This window comes from Nitrospirota bacterium (assembly GCA_020846775.1).
GTDB lineage: Bacteria > Nitrospirota > 9FT-COMBO-42-15 > HDB-SIOI813 > HDB-SIOI813 > RBG-16-43-11.
In genome coordinates, this window is record JADLDG010000006.1 from 52,433 (window position 1) to 73,479 (window position 21,047).

Annotated in this window: 19 protein-coding genes; 10 read left to right on the forward strand and 9 right to left on the reverse strand. The window is 45.0% G+C overall.

The window, feature by feature from the left end:
- Nucleotides 1-118: 118 nt before the first annotated feature.
- Together IT392_00950 and IT392_00955 are read right to left on the reverse strand one after the other, a co-directional pair.
- On the reverse strand, nucleotides 119-256 hold the full coding sequence (locus tag IT392_00950; GenBank protein MCC6543054.1) for a hypothetical protein: 138 nt from the start codon (nucleotides 254-256) through the stop codon (nucleotides 119-121).
- Between the two features lie 279 nt (nucleotides 257-535).
- Complete coding sequence (locus tag IT392_00955; protein MCC6543055.1) at nucleotides 536-1,291, reverse strand: hypothetical protein; 756 nt, start codon at nucleotides 1,289-1,291, stop codon at nucleotides 536-538.
- Between the two features lie 522 nt (nucleotides 1,292-1,813).
- Here IT392_00955 and IT392_00960 point away from each other — a divergent pair.
- Nucleotides 1,814-1,957, forward strand: coding sequence for a hypothetical protein (locus IT392_00960; GenBank protein ID MCC6543056.1), 144 nt, complete (start codon nucleotides 1,814-1,816; stop codon nucleotides 1,955-1,957).
- Between the two features lie 50 nt (nucleotides 1,958-2,007).
- On the forward strand, nucleotides 2,008-5,589 hold the full coding sequence (locus IT392_00965) for a DUF748 domain-containing protein (GenBank protein MCC6543057.1): 3,582 nt from the start codon (nucleotides 2,008-2,010) through the stop codon (nucleotides 5,587-5,589).
- A gap of 46 nt (nucleotides 5,590-5,635) precedes the next feature.
- Here IT392_00965 and mtgA read toward each other — a convergent pair whose 3' ends face one another.
- Nucleotides 5,636-6,430 carry a monofunctional biosynthetic peptidoglycan transglycosylase gene (gene mtgA, locus IT392_00970; GenBank protein ID MCC6543058.1) on the reverse strand — a complete coding sequence of 265 codons (795 nt, stop codon included), beginning with the start codon at nucleotides 6,428-6,430 and terminating at the stop codon, nucleotides 5,636-5,638.
- A 90-nt stretch (nucleotides 6,431-6,520) separates the two neighbouring features.
- Between mtgA and mtnA the strand changes: the two genes are divergently transcribed.
- The 6 genes from mtnA to IT392_01000 all read left to right on the forward strand — a co-directional run bounded on the left by mtnA (nucleotide 6,521) and on the right by IT392_01000 (nucleotide 14,428).
- Nucleotides 6,521-7,555, forward strand: coding sequence for an S-methyl-5-thioribose-1-phosphate isomerase (gene mtnA / locus IT392_00975; GenBank protein ID MCC6543059.1), 1,035 nt, complete (start codon nucleotides 6,521-6,523; stop codon nucleotides 7,553-7,555).
- Nucleotides 7,556-7,696: 141 nt separating this feature from the next.
- Nucleotides 7,697-8,812 carry a molecular chaperone DnaJ gene (dnaJ, locus tag IT392_00980; protein ID MCC6543060.1) on the forward strand — a complete coding sequence of 372 codons (1,116 nt, stop codon included), beginning with the start codon at nucleotides 7,697-7,699 and terminating at the stop codon, nucleotides 8,810-8,812.
- Nucleotides 8,733-9,263, forward strand: coding sequence for a helix-turn-helix transcriptional regulator (locus tag IT392_00985; protein MCC6543061.1), 531 nt, complete (start codon nucleotides 8,733-8,735; stop codon nucleotides 9,261-9,263). The genes dnaJ and IT392_00985 overlap by 80 nt, the downstream gene beginning before the upstream one ends.
- Nucleotides 9,250-11,832 (forward strand): ATP-dependent chaperone ClpB, encoded by a 2,583-nt coding sequence (gene clpB / locus IT392_00990; protein MCC6543062.1) that lies wholly within the window; start codon nucleotides 9,250-9,252, stop codon nucleotides 11,830-11,832. Before IT392_00985 ends, clpB begins: the two co-directional genes overlap by 14 nt.
- A complete protein-coding gene (locus IT392_00995) occupies nucleotides 11,829-12,647 on the forward strand; it encodes a gamma-glutamyl-gamma-aminobutyrate hydrolase family protein (GenBank protein ID MCC6543063.1) in 819 nt (272 codons plus the stop codon). The genes clpB and IT392_00995 overlap by 4 nt, the downstream gene beginning before the upstream one ends.
- A gap of 80 nt (nucleotides 12,648-12,727) precedes the next feature.
- A complete protein-coding gene (locus tag IT392_01000) occupies nucleotides 12,728-14,428 on the forward strand; it encodes a hypothetical protein (GenBank protein ID MCC6543064.1) in 1,701 nt (566 codons plus the stop codon).
- On the opposite strand, the gene corA is transcribed toward IT392_01000, so the two are convergent.
- From corA to elbB, 4 genes are all read right to left on the reverse strand, one after another.
- Nucleotides 14,425-15,486: a magnesium/cobalt transporter CorA gene (gene corA, locus IT392_01005; GenBank protein MCC6543065.1), complete on the reverse strand. Its 1,062-nt coding sequence runs from the start codon at nucleotides 15,484-15,486 to the stop codon at nucleotides 14,425-14,427. The genes IT392_01000 and corA overlap by 4 nt on opposite strands.
- Before the next feature lie 286 nt (nucleotides 15,487-15,772).
- The gene (locus IT392_01010; GenBank protein ID MCC6543066.1) at nucleotides 15,773-15,970 is read right to left on the reverse strand and encodes a hypothetical protein; all 198 of its coding nucleotides are present in this window, start codon (nucleotides 15,968-15,970) and stop codon (nucleotides 15,773-15,775) included.
- On the reverse strand, nucleotides 15,951-16,973 hold the full coding sequence (locus tag IT392_01015; protein MCC6543067.1) for an RNA polymerase factor sigma-32: 1,023 nt from the start codon (nucleotides 16,971-16,973) through the stop codon (nucleotides 15,951-15,953). Before IT392_01015 ends, IT392_01010 begins: the two co-directional genes overlap by 20 nt.
- Nucleotides 16,973-17,638 (reverse strand): isoprenoid biosynthesis glyoxalase ElbB, encoded by a 666-nt coding sequence (gene elbB / locus IT392_01020; protein MCC6543068.1) that lies wholly within the window; start codon nucleotides 17,636-17,638, stop codon nucleotides 16,973-16,975. Before elbB ends, IT392_01015 begins: the two co-directional genes overlap by 1 nt.
- Nucleotides 17,639-17,735: 97 nt before the next feature.
- Here elbB and IT392_01025 point away from each other — a divergent pair, with 97 nt between their 5' ends.
- Both IT392_01025 and IT392_01030 read left to right on the forward strand, forming a co-directional pair.
- A complete protein-coding gene (locus IT392_01025; GenBank protein ID MCC6543069.1) occupies nucleotides 17,736-18,548 on the forward strand; it encodes a transketolase in 813 nt (270 codons plus the stop codon).
- Nucleotides 18,549-18,550: 2 nt separating this feature from the next.
- A complete protein-coding gene (locus tag IT392_01030) occupies nucleotides 18,551-19,501 on the forward strand; it encodes a transketolase family protein (protein MCC6543070.1) in 951 nt (316 codons plus the stop codon).
- A gap of 72 nt (nucleotides 19,502-19,573) precedes the next feature.
- Here the strand turns inward: IT392_01030 and IT392_01035 are convergent, their stop codons facing one another.
- On the reverse strand, nucleotides 19,574-20,839 hold the full coding sequence (locus IT392_01035; protein MCC6543071.1) for a hypothetical protein: 1,266 nt from the start codon (nucleotides 20,837-20,839) through the stop codon (nucleotides 19,574-19,576).
- A gap of 74 nt (nucleotides 20,840-20,913) precedes the next feature.
- The coding region (locus IT392_01040; GenBank protein MCC6543072.1) for an NADP-dependent isocitrate dehydrogenase at nucleotides 20,914-21,047 on the reverse strand (134 nt) is incomplete at its 5' end.

Sequence of the window (21,047 nt, forward strand, 5' to 3'; positions counted from 1 at the left end):
CTGATAATGGGTCTCATTATCATTTTTATGATAACACTTTAAAACATCAGCGTAAATCACCTGAACAGTGTATTTATTTGGTTTGTCAGAAGTAATGCCTGAGTGATGGAAGCTAATGTTATACCTTAATAGCCTGTCTGATAATTGTCTTCCATTTTTCCGGCGCAGCTTTCCTTGTATCACTCAGGTATATCTCATGGTGTTTGCCAGAGAGTTTAAAGCCATGCTCATTGATATATTGATGTATCTTCACAATGGCAGGACCTTCCTCTGAAAATGGACCATGTGCGTGGAACTTCTACGATTTCCAGTTTTTTTGCAGATGCACTGTATAAGTGTTTAAGTTCTTTCTTGTAGTCTATCTTATTCATCTTTCCTTCTGCAATCCCCGTTAATTACTTTGGTGTCTGCGGAATGGGCATTACCTCACTACCTTTTCGAACATCTCGGAATTATTCATAGCATATTTCTACACCTAACAACTTGATCAGCTAGTACCGGATTTATCGGTGATTGGCTGCATCCAATGGTTACCTCATTGAAACAGTTCCTTTTCAATCAACTTCATGTACTTATTCACGTAATACATATCAGGGTCGTGCTTAATGGCTCTTACACGTATACCAAATCCGGGATTCTCGATATCTGTCGGGTTGAAAAGTATAAACCCGATACCAAATACCATGCAGAGGGAATCGAGTCTCGCAATGTCATCTTGTGGAGAATTCTTTGGTATGACGAGGTATGCCTTGTGGCTGAATAGCCGATAGGAGCAGGTTTGGCCAAATGCGGTGATAAGTTGATTAACGTCTGTTTTTATTTCGGCAGAAACGATTTCAATAGAAGACTGGATTATGTCACTTCGTTTTGACTCATTTTTTCCTACGACATCGGGTGTTCCCCATTTGTCCTTGAATTTGTTTCCACCGAGGGCAATTGCTTTGGTGCAGTCTTCGAGTTCGTTAACAAGCCAGTCCGCAAAAGGTCCATAGAAATCCTCTTCCTTAACGGCCATGGCCTGCTTCGATTTGGGCACCACAAGCTCCGGCGGGAGGGGCGTGGCGTCATCTGGTTTGAACCTTGTGAGCCTGAACAAACCACGAGACGGTTTATATATTTTCGGAGATTGCTGAACATCGAGATCCCATACCGTGCCGCGAATAGTGTTAACCGGTACGTCCGGCATAGTTTTCGATATTTTTTTCACAAATTCAGAATAGCGCAATCCGTCAGGATTGCTGTCCAGTAGCTCTAAAGCCTTTTCTACAATCATCTCTCTTCGCGTTGCCATTTCAGTCCTCAATTTTGGAGATAACTATGTTTATATAGATCCGTATAACACCCTAATAATCTTTCATGTGCCGTATCAGACACCCGCAAAAAAAGACCTCATTTCATTATTATCCATGCGATATCTCTCTGTTGCACCGCGGCGGTGTTTTTATCACAGTGTCTTAAGCGGATAGGCAAATATTCTCCATAACAACCTCAACATGCATTAAAGTCAACGGGACTTCGAACGAAGCGAGACCGCATGGTCGGACCACCTTCCCCACAAACTGTCTATGATCCGTGATCACGCCTCGCAATGATTATCATAATACAAGATGCTTGATTTATGTCAAGAAAAACAGAACCTATACGCGATAAAAAACACACACTGCTAAACTGTGAAATAGATACAATCAAATTCTATATCTGTTTTAGGTCTAAACCTTTACATTGATTTTAAAAGATAATATACTCGCTACAAAGTAGGGTGTAGACATGATAAAAAATAAGGCATTAGGTTTTGATGAGATTATAAACCTCTATGACGAGTTGTTCCCTGATAAAAAAAGCCGTAGAGATAATCAGGATTCTTGAACATGCCGGAGACGTAAAGGCTTATGCCCTTATAGGTGGTCTGGCTGTCGGCGGATGGATCACGCCGAGGGCTATTCGGGATATAGGCTGACTTATCTGTTATGAACCGATCCTCAATCGAATCTGGCAATTGATTTATCAATGGAGACAATCAAAACGGTTGACATCTTCAAGAGCAATAAGAAGATTTTCATCTGGATACTTGCGGCCTTTGTCCTTTTCACGGTAGCGGGGTTCTTTATCGTACCTCCCGTCCTCAAGTTTTTTCTCATTAAGAAACTCTCTGAAGGTCTTAACAGGAAGGTCACTATAGGAAAGATACAGTTTAATCCATACGCCCTCTCGCTGAAGATAACAGGTTTTAAGGTCCTCGAGCGCACGAGCGCGGATACATTCGCATCATTTGATGAACTTTACATAAACATTCAGGCCGTTTCCATCGTCAAACGGGGGATTGTGATCCGGGAAGCCCGCCTGAAGGCACCCTATGTAAGAATACAATATAATGAAGACCGTTCCTACAATTTATCTGATCTTCTGGTAAATAACCCGACTGGGCCTGATGTAAAGAAAGATCCGTTCCGGTTCTCCATTAATAATATCAGAATAATTGACGGTAGTCTCGACTTCTCGGACAACCCTAAAAAGAAACTCCATACTGTCAGAGACATCCTGATAAAAATTCCCTTTATCTCTAATCTTCCCTATTATGTTGATACATTTGTAGAACCTGCATTTGAGGCACGGTTCAATGATAAACCTGTAACCCTGAGCGGCACAAGCAAGCCGTTTGCGGATTCACTTCACACCAGGGTTGAGATCAGTTTAAAAGATTTTGATATACCTTATTATCTCGCATATCTACCTTTTGATCTGAACTTCTCTCTGCCTTCTGCAAAAATGGATGCCGCTTTAGAAATATCCTTTACCCAGGATAAGAACATAAAGCAGACTATCGGGGTCAACGGGCCGATCACCTTCAAAGAGGTCAGTACCGAGGGAAGGGATGGAAGCCCCCTAATAAACCTCCCCCTGCTGAATATCGTAATAGCCACCCCCGATGTAATGAGCTCTGAATTCCACTTCGCAAAAGTACTTTTAGATTCACCGGAGATCTACGCCGTACGCTTTAAAAACGGGACGCTGAATTTGCACTCATTCATTCCTGATGCCAAAGGCAATACATCCGTAGAAAAGACGGCTTACCGGGACAATCCAGTACAAATCAGCATTGACGACATTCAGATTAAAGAAGGCATGATCTTGTTTGAAGACCGTTTGCCTGAAAATAAATTCAGTGCCAGGCTTAATCACATTAACATTCATTCAACTGGTTTCAGCACGGAGAAGGATCATTCGACATTGATTGATGCGTCACTGCAGACCGAATCACGAGAGTCTCTGAAGTTAACCTCCAAAGTAATCCTTGATCCGTTTTCATCAGAAGGGAAAGCAGATGTTTCCGGCATAATCCTCAGCAAATATTCACCATACTACTCAAGGCAAATACTCTTCGATATCAGGGAGGGATCCCTTGACCTGTCTACGGGTTATTCATTTAAGAAACAAGGACCTGCCCCTCAGATACACCTTTCAGACATGACAGCACGACTGAAATCGCTGAAATTAAGAACGGGGGATGAAAAAGATGACTTTCTTCAAGTCCCCTCACTTTCAATAGAGGGCGCCGGCGTTGAGATTCCCGATAATAAAATCACCATTGGTAAATTTACAACAAGTAATGGAATGATTAAAGCGAAACGACGTCAGGACGGTAACATCAATCTTTTCCGGCTGATTCCCGACACGCCGGTTAGGGGTACGGCTGTTAAGACCGAACCATCCCATGAGAAAGGCAATAAATGGGATATTATCATGAAAGACCTCCTTGCTGAAAATTACACTGTTATGTTTGAGGATCTCGCAGTTTCACAACCTGTTTCCCTGACCGCTGACAAAATCAGGCTGAAGGGACGCAATATCTCAACGATTGGAAATTCAAAAGGGCGACTGTCTCTTGCGCTTAATTTTCAGGGAAAAGGTTCTCTCAACGCAGGCGGGACAGTCGGTATCCATCCCCTGACAGCTGATTTTAAAGTCAATTTAAAGGATATTTCCATAAATCCTCTGCAGGCATATTTCACTGATAGAGTAAGAATTCTGGTGACTGACGGCATAGTACTGGCTGACGGAGATCTTTTACTGAAAGAAACAGATAAAAATAATATCGTGGCAGGATATAAAGGTTCAGCCTCTGTTGTCAGGTTCGCGTCCGTTGACAAAGAGAACGCAGAGGATTTCCTGAAGTGGAATTCTCTTTACGTAGGAGGAATGGATATTATTAGTAATCCTGTATCTGTAGATATAGACGAAATATCGCTAAGCGAATTCTATTCACGGCTAATCGTTAATCCTGATGGTATCTTGAACGTTCAGAAGATATTCGCCGTGATGGAAGCTACTGATGAAAAACCCCCGGGGCAGAGGGATGCCGGAAAGCCTGCAGTGCCGCAGGAAGATAAGAGCAGTAAGGTCGTAAAAATAGGAAGGATTACACTGCAGGGAGGAACAATCAATTTCACTGACAATTATATTAAACCGAGCTATTCGGCTGATTTGCTTGACATAGGCGGAAGCGTTTCAGGGCTGTCTTCGGACAAAGATCAATATGCTGATGTCGAGTTGCGGGGCACCCTTAACAATTATGCCCCGCTTGAGATCAGAGGCAAGATTAATCCTCTTATCAAAGACCTGTTTGTAGATCTTAAGGCAGACTTCAAAAACATTGACCTCAGCCCTGTGACCCCCTATTCAGGAAGGCACTTAGGATACACAGTTGAGAAGGGAAAACTTACACTAAGTATGAAATATCTAATAGCAGACAATAAACTCGATGCAGACAACAAGATATTCCTGGATCAGTTTACCCTTGGAGAAAAGGTTGACAGCCCGGTTGCCGCAAAGCTGCCGGTAAAGTTCGCTATAGCTTTGCTGAAAGACAGGAGCGGGGTAATTGACCTCGATCTCCCGGTAACAGGAAAGCTGGATGACCCCGACTTTAAAATCGGCCGGATAATCATCAAGGTATTGCTGAACATCATCGTCAAGGCAACGACCTCCCCTTTTGCGCTTATAGGTTCCCTTGCAGGGGGTGGAGAAGAACTCAGTTTTCTGGAGTTTGACTACGGTCGGACGGCTGTAAGCGACGACGGCATAAAAAAACTCGATACCCTTACCAAGGCCCTGTTTGACAGACCTTCACTGAATCTTGAGATTGCCGGATATACAGACTCAGAAAAAGACCGGGCCCAGTTAAAACAGAATCGCTTTGAGCAGAAGATAAAGGCTCAGAAGCTTAAGGAGGTAATAAAAAAAGGGGGGCAGGCTGTAACAGTTAACGATATAAAGATTGAAGACGAGGAGTATGAGAAATATCTGAAGATGGCATACATAGAGGAAAATTTTCCGAAACCACGTAATTTCATCGGCATGCTCAGGAATCTGCCTGCAGATGAGATGGAAAAACTTATGCTTACTAACATAAAAATAACAGACGACGATCTCAGGAGGCTTGCCGCTCAAAGGGCATCTCAGGTGAGGGATCATATATTGAAAACAGGGCAGGTTGAACCAGAAAGAATATTTCTCATCGAACCCCGTACCCTCCAACCGGAGAAAAAAGAAAATCAAAAGGCCAGCAGGGTTGAATTCAATTTAAATTAGACATTATACAAAACGGGTATCTGCTGCAAACTTATCACTGGTGTAATCACTTGCTCGTTTCTTCCTGCTTCATGGGTACTTCGCCAGTATCTACCGGAGTATGGTCAGGAGTTGGATTTTCAATAATTACCTCCTCCTGTATTTCCTCATATACAGGTATCACGATACCACGCCTCACCATGACATTATATATTACATTAGAGCGGTTAACGACATAGCGCTGGCCGCCTGAAGGATTGTATTTGATTGGATTTGGAAGTACTGAGGCCAGTCTTGCTGCCTCAAGCGGGTCGAGGTCAGCTGCGCTTTTGCCAAAATAATGCCTCGCTGCGGACTCCGCACCAAAAATCCCGTCACCCCATTCCACTACATTCAGGTAGATCTCCAGTATCCTTCTTTTTGACAAGGCCCGTTCTATCCTCCATGTTATTATGGCCTCTCTGATTTTTCTGATTATAGACTTTTCAGGTGTAAGATAAAGATTCTTGGCAAGCTGCTGGCTTATCGTTGAACCGCCTGCCTTAAATCTCCCTGCCTTAATATTCTTCTCAACTGCCTTTTGTATGGCCTCGTAGTCAAAGCCATCATGGCTCCAGAACTTATCATCTTCAGCAATCAGTACAGCCTTTATCAGGTACGGTGATATCCTTGAAACGGGGACCCATGCCTGGGATATTCTTTTCTTATTTCCTGTTTTCTTCCACTGCGCAATTCTGTATTCCATCATAGAGGATATCTTAGGGTTTTTCTTTTTTAACCCGGACACATTGGGGATGAAGAAAATGTAGACTAAAGAGATAGAAATAAAAGATATGAGAATGATGTATAAGATCTTTTTCATTATCGCGCCTATTTTGTCATGTTTTTTGCTGATTGACAAATGCCCTGGGATTGTTTAAAAATTACATAGGATTAACAACAAGGAGAGCGCATGGTACCTACTATAGAATGGAAGAATGGCATTGTAAGTATGCTCGATCAGACTAAACTGCCTGTTGAGGTAGTATACTTCGAGTGCAAGACCTATCAGGACGTTGCCAGAGGGATAAAAGAGCTTATCATAAGGGGTGCACCGGCTATCGGCGTTGCTGCTGCAATGGGGATTGCCCTTGGAGTCAGGGATATAAAGGCGAATGATTTTGCAGGTTTTTACAGTGAGATGGAAAAGATATGCAGTCATATAGGATCAACAAGACCCACTGCAGTCAATCTGTTCTGGGCGATTGAACGGATGAAGAAGATTGCGGCCGTAAATAAGGAAAAGCCAATCAATACAATAAAGGATATCCTGTTAGAGGAGTCTGGCAGGGTCTTGACAGAAGATATAGAGGCAAATATGGCAATGGGCAGACATGGCTCCAGCTTCATTAAAACCGGCGATACTATCCTGACACACTGTAATGCAGGGGCGCTTGCAACCGCCGGATATGGGACAGCGCTTGGAGTAATAAGGGCAGCTAAAGAGGAAGGCAAGGATATAAAAGTATTTGCAGATGAGACAAGACCAGTACTTCAGGGGGCCAGGCTTACTGCCTGGGAACTTATGGAAGATGGAATTAATGTCACACTGATCACCGATAATATGGCCGGTTATTTTATGAAAAAAGGGATGATAAATCTATGCATCGTGGGTGCGGACCGCATAGCAAGAAACGGGGATGCGGCCAACAAGATCGGGACTTATAGTGTTGCAGTGCTGGCCCGAGAGCATGGCATACCATTCTATGTAGCAGCGCCCGTGTCAACCATAGACTTTAATATCCCGTCAGGGGATCATATCCCTATCGAGGAAAGAAACCCTGAAGAGGTCAGCCATGTATTTGGCAAGGTTCAGATTGCCCCTGCAAAGGTTAACATTGCAAACCCTGCGTTTGATGTCACCCCTGCTAAATACATAACAGCAATTATTACAGAGAAGGGGGCATTTAAGCCTCAGGATATTTGTAAGCTGGCGCCGAAGCAATAAGGCACGGGAAATCCCAACCTACACCTCACCCTCGCTCCTTCGACTCCTCTCAGGAGGGTATTTTGCACAGCTACCTTGACTATACCACACTCAAGTCTTATTATATTACTATTACTATATAGATTGAAAAGGATGGTATAAATGGCTAAGAGAGATTACTATGATGTTCTGGGTGTCAGCAGGGATGCTGATGAAAAACAGTTGAAAAAGGCATTCAGAAAGTTTGCCCGAAAACACCATCCTGACCTCAACCCTAACGATAAAGGGGCTGAGCAGCGTTTCAAAGAGGTAAATGAGGCGTATGAGATTTTAAGTGACCCTGCAAAGCGTAAACAGTATGACGCCTATGGTCATGCTGCCTTCGATGCCGGATTCCAGGGAAGTGAAGGGTTCCGGACACAAACGAGCGGTTTTGATCCCAGGGCTGCTCAGGACAGGGGTTTTGGCTCAATCTTCGAGGATATCTTTGGAGACGTATTCAGCGGGCGCAGGGGGGCACAGCCTGCCCCTGAAACCGGAAGGGATTTACAATATAACCTGGAGATTGACCTGAGAGATGCATATCACGGCACATCTACGTATGTAAATATTCAGAAAGAGAGCCCGTGTGATCGCTGCTCCGGTACCGGCGATGAACCGGGAGCAGCCAGGACCACCTGTAAGAATTGTAAGGGAAAAGGAACAATAGACATCGGCACGGGATCTATGCGGTACCCATCCACATGTCCTCAATGCAATGGCCGGGGCCGAACCATTACTCCCTGTTCTTCTTGTGGTGGAAGAGGGACTAAACTGAAAACAGAACAAATAATGGTGAAGATACCCCCGGGGGTTGATAACGGGACAAAGGTGCGTGTTACGGGAAAAGGAGGCGCTGGCTTAAGAGGAGGCAGGAGCGGAGACCTTTTCATAGTAACATCAATACGCCCGGACAGGTTCTATGAGCGCAAGGGAGATGACCTCTACTGCGATGTGCCGGTTACAGTTAGTGAAGCCGCACTAGGGGCTAAGATTGAGGTCCCAACAATGGATGGCACGGCCTCAATGACCATACCCTCCGGCACACAGGGAGGCCAGTTGTTCAGGCTGAAAGGGAAAGGGATGCCGCACCTGAAAGGAGGAGGCAGCGGGGACCAGTATGTGAAGGTCACAATGTCTATCCCAAAGAATTTAACGGATGAGGACAAGGGGCTTTTCAAAAAAATCTCCGAACTTTATAAGGAAAACCCCAGAGATAAAATACTTAGGAGCAGATAAGGTGCTTAGAGATGACATAGATACGCCGCTTTATATGATAGGGATCGTTGCTCAGATGTTATCCATACATCCGCAGACCCTTCGACTTTACGAAAAGGAGGGCCTTGTTGTACCGGAAAGGACAGAGGGCAATACCAGGCTGTATTCAGAAAGGGACGTGGAACGTCTAAGGTCTATTCTTCTCCTTACACGGGACATGGGGGTAAATTTAGCAGGGATTGAGATTATACTCAGGATGAGAGATCAGGTGGAAAAGATGCAGCGTGAGATGGGAGACTTGATGTTATACATAAAGGAGGAACTACGAAAAGAGTTATTCGAAAAACTAAATGCAAACTCATCGTCAGGGCCGATAAAGCTTAACGAGAAATATAGTTCAGGAAAGCAGAATAAGAAGATAATAAGAGTTAAGGTGGAAAAAGTCAGGAGAAAGTCAGATGCAGATAAATAAATTAACTTACAAGGCACAGGAAGCTTTAACTGAAGCGCAAAAGACAGCCGAGGGCTATAATCACCAGCAGGTTGACACAGTGCATCTGCTGCTGTCACTGATAAAACAAAAGGACGGGATAGTCCCTCAAATTATTAAGAGACTGGGAGCTGACGTAACAAATATTGAAAAGGAATTAAACAGAGAACTGGAGAGGGCGCCGAGGATTTCCGGTCCGGGACAAATAGGACAGATATACATAACCCAGCAGCTTAATGACACCTTTAGTACGGCAGAAAAAGAGGCTGAACAGCTTCGTGATGAATATGTAAGTACAGAACACATACTAATGGCCCTGTCTGAGATTAATAGTTCCGTATCCCGTATTTTAAAGTATGCCGGAATATCAAAGGATAAGATCCTCAAAGTACTGGTTGAGATAAGGGGCGCTCAAACTGTTACAGACCAGAACCCGGAAGACAAATATGAGGCACTCAAAAGATACAGCAGGGACCTCACGGAACTGGCAAGAAAAGGCAAGCTCGACCCGGTTATAGGAAGAGATGAAGAAATCAGGCGAGTCATACAGGTGTTGTCAAGAAGGACCAAGAACAACCCCGTACTTATAGGAGAACCTGGAGTTGGCAAGACTGCAATTGCAGAAGGTCTTGCACAGCGCGTAATCGCCGGTGATGTCCCGGAAGGCCTGAAAAACAAGCGTGTTGTATCACTTGATATGGGGGCGCTTATTGCAGGCGCTAAATTCCGCGGAGAGTTTGAAGATCGCCTGAAGGCGGTTATAAAAGAGATTGAACAGTCCGAGGGTCAGATAATACTTTTCATAGATGAGCTTCATACACTTGTCGGCGCCGGTTCAGCAGAGGGGGCAATTGACGCATCAAATATGCTGAAGCCGGCTCTCGCCAGGGGTGAACTCAGATGTGTCGGCGCTACTACGATTGACGAATACAGAAAACATATAGAAAAAGATGCGGCCCTGGAGAGGCGTTTTCAGCCTATAACTGTTACGGAACCGTCAGTGGAAGACACCATCTCCATACTTAGAGGACTTAAAGAACGCTACGAGGTGCATCACGGAGTAAGGATAAAGGACTCTGCGATTGTGGCCGCTGCAGTACTGTCCAACAGATACATTACCGACAGATTCCTTCCTGATAAGGCGATTGACCTGATTGATGAGTCAGCGTCACGTCTTCGCATAGAGATAGACAGCTTGCCTTCAGAACTCGACGAGATTGAGCGAAGGATAAGACAGCTTGAGATAGAGCGCCAGGCAGTAAAGAAAGAGCATGATGCTGTCTCCATTGAGCGTCTCGACAAAATTGAAAGAGAACTTGCTGATCTGAAGGAGAGCGGCGCTACATTGAGGGCACAGTGGCAGGAGGAGAAGGGGGTTATTGGAAAGATCCGGAACCTTAAGGAACAGATTGAGACCACGCGCATTCAGTCTGAGCAGGCCGAAAGGAGCGGAGATCTTGGTAAGGCGGCTGAATTGAGATACGGGAGTTTGCCAGGTCTGCAGAAACAGGTTGAGGAGGAGAACAGACGTCTGTCAGAATCTCAGGGTTCTGTAAAGCTCCTTAAAGAAGAAGTAGACGAGGAAGATATAGCAGAGATTATAGCCAAGTGGACAGGCATACCTGTTTCAAAAATGCTCGAAGGAGAGGTTCAGAAGCTTTTGCACATAGAAGAAAATTTAGAGCGGCGTGTCGTAGGACAGGATGAGGCCATTTCTGCTGTAGCCAATGCAGTACGCAGGGCGCGTGCAGGTATCCAGGATCCTAACAGACCACTCGGCTCTTTCATATTCATGGGGCCAACCGGAGTTGGAAAGACCGAACTCGCTAAGGCGCTTGCAGAATTTCTGTTTGATAACGAGCAGGCAATGACACGCATAGACATGTCCGAGTTCATGGAAAAACACTCAGTGGCAAAGTTAATCGGCGCACCTCCCGGCTATGTAGGATATGAAGAGGGTGGACATCTTACAGAGGCAGTAAGGAGAAAACCTTACTCAGTATTACTATTTGACGAGATTGAAAAGGCGCATCCTGATGTGTTCAATATCCTGCTTCAATTATTAGATGACGGAAGACTCACAGACAGTCATGGACGGACGGTTGATTTCAAAAATACCGTTGTAATTATGACCTCCAACATAGGTAGTCAGATTATTCAGGAACTGGGCGGCCGCGATGAGGCAGAGATGAGAAGAAGGATAACGGAGACGATGCGTTCATACTTCAGACCTGAGTTCTTGAACAGGGTTGATGATGTCATTATATTCCACTCACTGGATATGGAGCAAATAAAGCAGATTGTTGAGATTCAAATAACACGACTTTTGAAGCGTCTCGAGGAAAAGCAGATTCAGCTGACTCTGACTGACGCTGCAAAGTCATGTCTTGCGGTAGAGGGATATGACCCGGTCTTTGGAGCAAGGCCTCTCAAGCGAGTGATACAGCGGGACTTGCAGAATCCTCTGGCAATGAAAATACTGGATGGATCTATAAGAGAGGGGCAGTCTGTTACAGTTGATGTCAAGGATGGAGAGATTATTTTCAGGTGACTCCAATAATAGCCGTTACAGCCAAGACAGAGGAACTCAGAAACAGGCCTCAGACCACTATACCCGATACATATGCAAAGGTTATAGAAGAAGCAGGCGGCATACCGCTTATTATTCCTGTTACAGACAAAAAGGAGAATATCATACAGATCGCCCGGTTTGCCGACGGCTTTCTGTTCAGTGGCGGGGATGATATAGATCCGCGATATTACGGGGAAGAACCACTGGCAGATATGGTCATATCGCCTGATGAACGAACAGAGTTTGAAATGGCGCTTCTGAAAGAGATTATACGGCTTCGTAAACCTGTACTGGGCATATGCCTGGGAGCACAACTTATTAACATTACCCTTGGAGGAAACCTTTATCAGGATATACCGGCGCAGATAGCTGATCCCTTGAACCACAGAAATCAACATAATATAACCCTCGTGGAGGGTACCATTCTTTGCAAGGTGTTTTCAAATAAATCCCTCAAAAACAGAGCACTTACAACGGATGACAGAAAAATCCCCCTTGACCCCACTTTAGAAGGGGGGGGTATGGGGGGATTTGAGCATGAATTTTCGAGTGATATTTCAATATTCAGCACACACCATCAGTCAGTCAAGTCACCGGGAAAAGGTCTTACAGTAAGCGCACTGTCATCTGATGGAGTAATTGAAGCAATAGAACTACCGGACTATCCATTTCTGATCGGAGTCCAATGGCACCCGGAACGGGAACCGGAGAGTGTCTGTACAAGACTGCTCTTTCATGCCTTCATAAAGGCTGCAAAATCAACTGCGAAACCGGACACTTCTAAATTGGCTTGACAAGTCCTGGACGCCCCGTTGACAACAAAATCTTATGCTGTTATCCTGACCTCGAAGTAAAACGAATTCTTCCTCAAATGATGATAAAAATCAGAACCCAGTTTAGCTTAACCAGTGCAATACTCATTGTCTTTCTCCTTTTATTTTGCAGCCATAAGGAATCCAGTGCTTCCGAAGGCATGCATTTTGATCAGGCCAGAAAAAATGGTGTCCTGGCAAATGAAGGATTTTCACGTTCGAATCATTACGTCAAGGGATGGTTGAAGTACGCAGACCCAAAAACAGGGTTGATTCCAAGAAATCTTGATTGGGGAATTTATACCGATCCTTATAGAAAGGGCGGCCTTGATATATGGAATCCGCAAGACTCCGCTGCCGATAACTATCCCTTTATGGTGCTTACTGCAGCACTGACCGATCGTCAGCTTTTTGAAAACCAGATGTTGGAAATATTGAAGACTGAGATTAAACTGACTTCCCGGGTAGATCGAATGCCGGATACGTACGTCTTCTCAAGGCAAGGCTTTCTGACTGATAAACCCAACATTGACAGTATAATTTTCGGATCTTCTGAATACATTAAAGACGGACTTCTCCCTCTGACTGAATGGCTGGGTCCCAGCCCATGGTCTGACAGGATGATCGGGATCCTTGATGATATGTGGGAAAATGCACCCGTAGACACACCTTATGGAAAGATTGTCTCAGACAATGTCGAGGTAAACGGTGAGATGTTGCAGACGCTCTCGCGAATCTATTGGATGACACATGATATAAAGTATTTAAACTGGGCCATCCGCCTCGGTGACTACTACCTACTTGGCAATCACCACCCGACCCTGGACAGCTCCAACCTGAGATTGCGCGATCATGGCTGCGAAATTATTTCCGGACTATGCGAGCTATATGCCACGGTCAGCTTTGCTATGCCTGAGAAGAAAAAAGCATACGAAAAACCCATACACACCATGATAGATACGATATTGGAGCTCGGCAGGAATGAACATGGTATGTTCTATAATATCATCAATCCAAAAACAGGGGCACACACCAAGGGTCTGGCGGATACCTGGGGGTATACATACAATGGCTTTTACACTGTCTACATGATTGATAAAACAGAGGCGTATAGACAGGCTGTTCTCAAAGTCCTTACCTCTCTAAACGGCAACTACAGAAACTACCCTTGGGAGGGAGACAGCGCTGACGGTTACGCCGACTCTATCGAGAGCGCTCTTAATCTCTATAATCGAGAACCGATAACATCAGCAGCCGATTGGATTGACAGTGAAATAAAGGTTATGTGGAGCATGCAGAAAGAAGACGGCGTGATAGAAGGATGGCACTGCGACGGCAATTTTGCGCGAACAACAATCATGTATACTCTATGGAAAACCCAGGGTGTTACAATCCAACCCTGGCAGGAGGATGTCTACTTCGGAGCCGTGCGAGACGGCGATGAGCTTTATCTAAGCATCCAGGCCAAGAAAGCGTGGAGTGGCAGGATCATCTTTGATACCCCCCGCCACAAGATGATCATGAAGCTGCCCATTGATTGGCCCAGGATTAATCAACTGCCTGAGTGGTTTGTAGTGGATAAAGAGAAACGGTATGTCGTGACAAAATCTCCATCCGGCAAAAAGCGGCATTTCACCGGCCAGCAACTCCATCAGGGTATTAATGTTACGCTGAAAGCCGGAGAATCGCAGTATCTGCATCTGAAGCATATTTCAGACAGAGAGCATTCGGCATCCAAAAGAGACGTTGGATATCTCCATTAAAGCCACTTCTTTTTCTTGAAATAGAACAGCATGATAATGCCAATGGAAAACATGAAGGCCATGACCGCAAAGTATCCATACCGCCATTTAATCTCCGGCATAAACTCGAAGTTCATACCATAGATACCAACGATAAATGTCAGAGGTATGAAGATCGTGCCTATGATCGTAAGGAACTTCATTATCTCATTCATCCGGTTACTGATGCTTGAAAGATAAATATCAAGCATACTGGAAAGCATATCGCGGGACGTTTCTATTATATCAATCACCTGAATGGTATGATCATAGACATCCCTCAGGTATACAACAGTGGCGTTCTTTATAAACGGTGAATCTCCACGAGCAAGTATGCCGATCACTTCTCTCAGCGGCCATACAGCCTTTCTCAGAAATATAATCTCTCTCTTCAGCTTGTGTATCTCATGCAGGGTCTCCTTGCCCGGACTGGAAACGAGTTCCTCCTCAAGGTCCTCTACCCTCTCTCCGACTCCCTCCAGGATTGTAAAATAATTGTCTACGATCGAATCTATCATCGCATACGCAAGGTAATCAGCCCCCATTCCTCTTATACGTCCCTTGCCCGCCCTGATTCTCTCCCTGACAGGGCTGAATACATCTCCCTCTAATCCTTCCTGGAAAGAGATTACGAAGTTTGCTTTGAGAATAAGACTTATCTGCTCTGAGACAATCTCGGAATCTTTAACATTGTAGAGCATCTTAAGGATAATGAATAAATAGTCTGTATAAGCATCTGCCTTCGGGCGCTGATCGGTATTGAGTATGTCCTCCATTACAAGAGGATGGAGTCCGAAACAATCGCCAAGGCTCTGTATTATCTCTGATTGATGGAGCCCCTCGACATTGATCCATGTCACTGTATCTTTATCTTTAAACGGGAAACACTGCTCTATGGTCTTTATCTCCACTTCCTGAAGATGTGTCTCATCATAATCAATGACGGTAATTTTAACGTCTCTTCCGCTTTTCTCACCAATATGGACAAGTGTCCCTGGCGAAAGCCCCCTCTTTACCCTCTCTTTGATCAGACGCGCCATGACATATAATATATCATGATTGATTAATATTTTGTCTAATGATAAATTGACGTTCGAATTTTAGTTTTTTTCCGGAGAGCCCCTGTCCCCTTCATACGAAGGGGACAGGGGGGGAGGAGAACCAATTGCAGAGATTAAAAGATTGATGAACCTGCTAACATGACTACAGCAAATACTATTGTTATTAATGCGTGTATCCTGTTTGCAGTTTGAATTTCTTTATCCATTTTTAAATCACCTCCTGTTAATTTTTCTTACTTTCAATACCTATTATATAGAATGGATATTAAAAAACGATTAGAAGAAAGTCCTGTGCGCCAATATACTCACAAACTTTATCAGCCTTACTCCTGTTTTTATAATATTGAACTACTACTGATGAGCCCGCCTCTGCAAGCATCCTGCAAATAGCAGCACTGGTTTCATTGCTTCCGCCGGTCACGAGGGCTACCTTACCGGTTAGATCAATCAGGCCTGAGGGCATCAAAATCCTTAACCTCCCTCTGAAGATATTCTTTAAGACGTTTTATTATATTTCCCTCGAGCTGCCTGACACGTTCCTTTGATATATCAAATCTTCTGCCTATTTCACTGAGTGATTTTGGCTCTTCCGATAGTATCCTGTTCTGCAGTATATCAAGGTCTCGCTCATTCAAGCCATCTGAAAACCCTGCAATCTTTTCTTTAAATATTAAAGAAATCTCTTCATCCGCAATCCTGTCAATAACAGGGGTCTCTCCGGAGGATAAAACACTCAACAGTGTGCTCTTAGAGTCTTCTGACAGCGGCTCATCCACAGATACATCCTGACTTCCAAGGCGCTGGTCCATCTCAATAACCTCTTTTTCCTTCACACCGAGTTCACTTGCGATAAGCTTGGGGCCTGCCTCATATCCCAGGGCCTCAAGCCTTGCCTTCTCCTTCATGAGATTGAAAAATAGTTTTCTCTGTGCCTGAGTAGTCCCGATCTTAACGAGCCGCCAGTTATTGATTATGTATCTGAGCATATACGCCTTTACCCACCATGTGGCATAAGTAACAAGTCTCAGGTTACGGTAAGGATCGAATTTCTTCACTGCCTGCATAAGACCGAGGTTACCTTCCTGGATCAGGTCCATCATGTTCAAACCTACCCTCTTGTACTCCATAGCAATAACTACGACCATCTTGAGGTTTGCCATTATCAGCTTCGATATAGCATCAAGGTCACCTTCTTCCTTATACCTGATTGCAAGTCTGATCTCTTCCTCTTTTGTAAGGTAACGGTATCTCCTGATCTCTGCCATGTAGTGCTGAAGAGGATCATAGCGGGCAAGCGATGTGCCTGAGACGAAATCATCCCCCTCATGCGGAACCAATATATCAATATCCTCAATATTCATCGGTTCGCTGATGACACCGTCTAACTGCTCTAATTCATCCGCATCATCCGGCCCTTCAGTTAACTCGATGTCGTTATCCGGTTCGATATCTTTTTCGTAGTCCATTATCTTCTTGTCAGATCAAGAACAGCTTTTACCAGTTTTTCTATACCGTCTGCCGCCTCTCCTATTGAGCCCGCTGTCATATAAGCAGGAGTAGACACTACCTTATGCTTGCTGTCAACGACTATGTTTGATGCAGTACAACTAAGATGATGCCCTCCCATCGCATTTATGGCATCCGCCGTATCCTTGTCCGAGCCTATCGTAAGTTCAAGCGGTGTCGCATCTCCGAATATCTTTGCCATCATTGCAGGTGCAATACATATGGCGCCTATTGGCTTACCCAAGCTGAAGGTATCCATCGTCAGTCTTGCCACATCCTCATTAACCTTGCAGTCAGCTCCATCGAAGGCAAATGTGCATAGGTTTTTAGCTGCCCCGAAACCGCCGGGAAATATCAGTGCATCTATTTCTGCTGCACGGATGCCTCTGACATCCCTGATATTCCCTCTGGCAATCCTTGCAGATTCAACAAGGACATTTCGCCTCTCCCCCTTGGACACCTCCCCGGTAAGGTGATTGACTACGTGGGCCTGCTCCACATTGGGCGCCATAATAACAGGTGTTGCACCGTATTTCCCGAGGAAATAAAGGGTCAGGACACTCTCATGTATCTCAGAACCGTCCTGAACACCACATCCGGATAAAACCACGCCAACCTTTGCCATTGTCATACCCTCCTTTCAACTAAAATTCCTTGTCTTTAATTGTAGAATTATATTATAATTCAAACTCCTTGTTAAGTGCAAAAAGGGGATCAAATAAATGGACATAGAAAAACTGGCAGAAACAGCAAAGATTATCCGCAGGGATATAATTAAGATGACTACTGAGGTGAATTCCGGTCACCCCGGGGGATCTCTTTCTGCAACAGATATAATAGCTGTACTCTATTTCAAGGTCATGAGACATGACCCTGATAATCCCGAATGGCCTGACAGGGATAGATTTATACTCAGCAAGGGACATGCAGCGCCAGCCCTCTACAGTGCACTTGCCCATTCCGGATATTTTCCGACTGAACAGCTTCTTACGCTGAGACGGTTCGGGAGTCCTCTGCAGGGCCACCCGGAAACGGGGAAATTACAAGGGGTAGAGGCATCTACAGGCTCACTTGGTCAGGGACTTTCCATTGCCTCTGGCATCGCGCTGGCGGGAAAGATTGATAATAAGGACTATCATACTTACGTAATGATTGGTGACGGGGAATCAGAAGAGGGACAGGTTTGGGAAGCAGCCATGTCTTCTGCCTATTACAGGCTTGATAATCTTACCGCATTTATTGATTACAACAGTATTCAACTTGATGGATGGGTGAAGGATATAATGGAGCTGGAACCGATAGTTGACAAGTGGAAAGCGTTTGGCTGGCATGTCATAGAAATAGATGGACATAATCTACACCAGATAATAAAGGCTATTGAAGAGGCAAAGGCTACTACGGGAAAACCAACGGTTATTGTTGCACGGACCGTCAAAGGAAAAGGTGTATCATTTATGGAAAACAATGTGGAGTTTCATGGAATGGCAGCGACACGTGAGCAGATGGCAGTTGCCCTGAAAGAGTTGGGGGAATAGCGATGTCCTGTAAAAGGGTTTACGGGATGGCTACGAGGGATGCTTATGGCAAGGTGCTGGTTGAGCTTGGCAGGGAAAATCCTTTAATAGTTGCCCTTGATGCCGATTTATCAAAGTCCACAAAGAGCGTCTTCTTTGCCAAAGAGTTTAAGGACAGATTTTTTAACATGGGTATAGCGGAAGCAAACATGGTTTCAACTGCCGCAGGTCTTGCCTCCTGCGGAAAGATACCTTTTGCATCAAGTTTTGCATCATTTCTGATGTGTAAAACGTTTGACCAGCTCCGGATGAGCGTGGCCAATCCACATCTTAATGTAAAGCTGGCAGGCTCTCATGGCGGCATTAGCATAGGAGAAGACGGGGCTTCTCAGATGTCTGTAGAAGATATAGCCCTCGCATGTTCTCTTCCAGGCTTTGTCGTCCTCGTACCTGCAGATGAATTTTCTACAATGGCCTTAGTCAGACAGGCAGCAGAACACAAAGGCCCTGTTTACATACGTACAGGCAGGCCAAAGGCTCCGGTTATTTACCAGAAGGGCTCTGACATTAAAATTGGCACAGCAAACATTGTTCGTGAGGGAATAGACGTAACGGTAATAGCAAACGGTCTGATGGTGCAGGAGGCTGTTGAAGCGGCATGTGCATGCAGTGAGAGGGGAATTGATGTCCGGGTCATAGACATGCATACCGTAAAACCAATAGATGTAAATTCTATTATCCAGTCTGCTCAAACTACGGGGGCTATTGTAACGGCGGAAGAACATCTCCTGTCAGGAGGTCTTGGTTCTGCTGTGGCTCAGGTGGTCAGCGAGAACTGCCCGGTACCAATGGGATTTGTGGGACTCCATGATACCTACGCAGAGTCAGGCACACCGGAGGAGCTTTTCAGAAAATACGGGATTACAGCAGGTGATATAGTAAGGAAAATTGATGCGGTATTGAAGAGAAAATAGGTAAAAAAGGCAAGAAAAAGGGGGAAATAGAACCATCCCCTTTTTCATTGCACTTTTCATCAAATTAGTAAATTAGAATGCTGTAAACAACATCAAAGTAGTCAGCTGGTCTCCACCTGCTGGTTTAGGATCATTTGCATCTCCGGCATACAGAGAGTGATTCAATTGCAGTTGGATATTCTGGGCAGCATTGTGTGTCACACCAAGTGTAATGGCTGTATCTTCATTTTTTGTAGCGGTCCCTTTGTCTGCTGAGCGGTAGGCCAGAGAAGCCATTAACTTGTTCGGGATTACCCCAAGTTCACCAATAATGGCCCATGCAGTCTTATTATCTGATGCACTGTTAAAGATATTTACCGGATCACCGGCCTTTGTCTTTTCTGCAGATGCATAGGATGCATATACACCCAAAGGCATTGAAGATACGCGGCCCTGTGCCTGTGCATCCAATGCCCATGCATGAGTTCCGTATTGTCCGGCAGCGAGGTCTGAGGCATCGGTCTCTAATTTGGTAGTGCCTCCCCACCACTGAATACCGCCACCAAGGTCCCATTCACCCACAGTAGGGGTTGCCGCGATCCTTACATACTTGGAAAAAGGTCCGATGTCCCTGCCCGTATGGGTCGGCGCCCAAAGAGATATATTTACAAAACCCATGTTATTGGCTGCAACGAACGCTATTCCCTCTGCAGGCGTAGCTGTATTTATGTATTGCTGCGCAGACATGTCTTTCCTGTGTTCTATAGGCCTCGCTGCCCGCATTGCACCGGTATTAAGCAGTTCAAAACCATATGACACACCGAGTGAATCGGTATTGAATGGTATTGCACTCAGCTTCATACCAGCCACGTCAAAAACAAAAGGCATTTTAAAAGAGGTAAAATTGTCAAACCCCTCACCCGCGACTCCCATTTCATAGGCAAACCCTACATGATCACCTATATGGCCGCCAAGAAAAAGTGCAGCCTCATCAGGGAACTGTAGTTCCCCCTTGTTGGTGCCAATCTTGTCATAGACCTTAACACTTCCATCGGTATAGTACTCACCATTTGTCTTCTGATACCTCACCTTTAATACCACTGACGCATTTAAAACACTGGGAACAGAAAGCATATCTCCTTCTATCATGCTCTGACCGCCCACCATAGTGTAACCTCCGGCCTTAAAGCTGCGGCCAAAGGCATTTAAAGACGGGAAATGCTGGAAATGACATGTTGAACAGGAGAGCCCTGTCTGACGTGCAAATGCAGGGGCTGCCCCTGCATCATTTACTGAGAACACAAAAACAGACATCACAAAGATGATTAATGCCCCAACCTTACAGATTTCCTGTCTCATAATGATACCTCCTTGAATAGGTTATCGTTTACCACTTCTGCAGTGCTGGGTAAGCCCGATGATAGTTCAATAATTTACTCTATAGCCGCCAGGGCAGCGTTGAAGGTTGCGCTTGGACGCATCGCCCTGGATGTCTTCTCCGGATCAGGGTGATAATAGCCGCCTATGTCAACAGGTTTACCCTGTGCTCCTATCAGCTCTCCGGCAA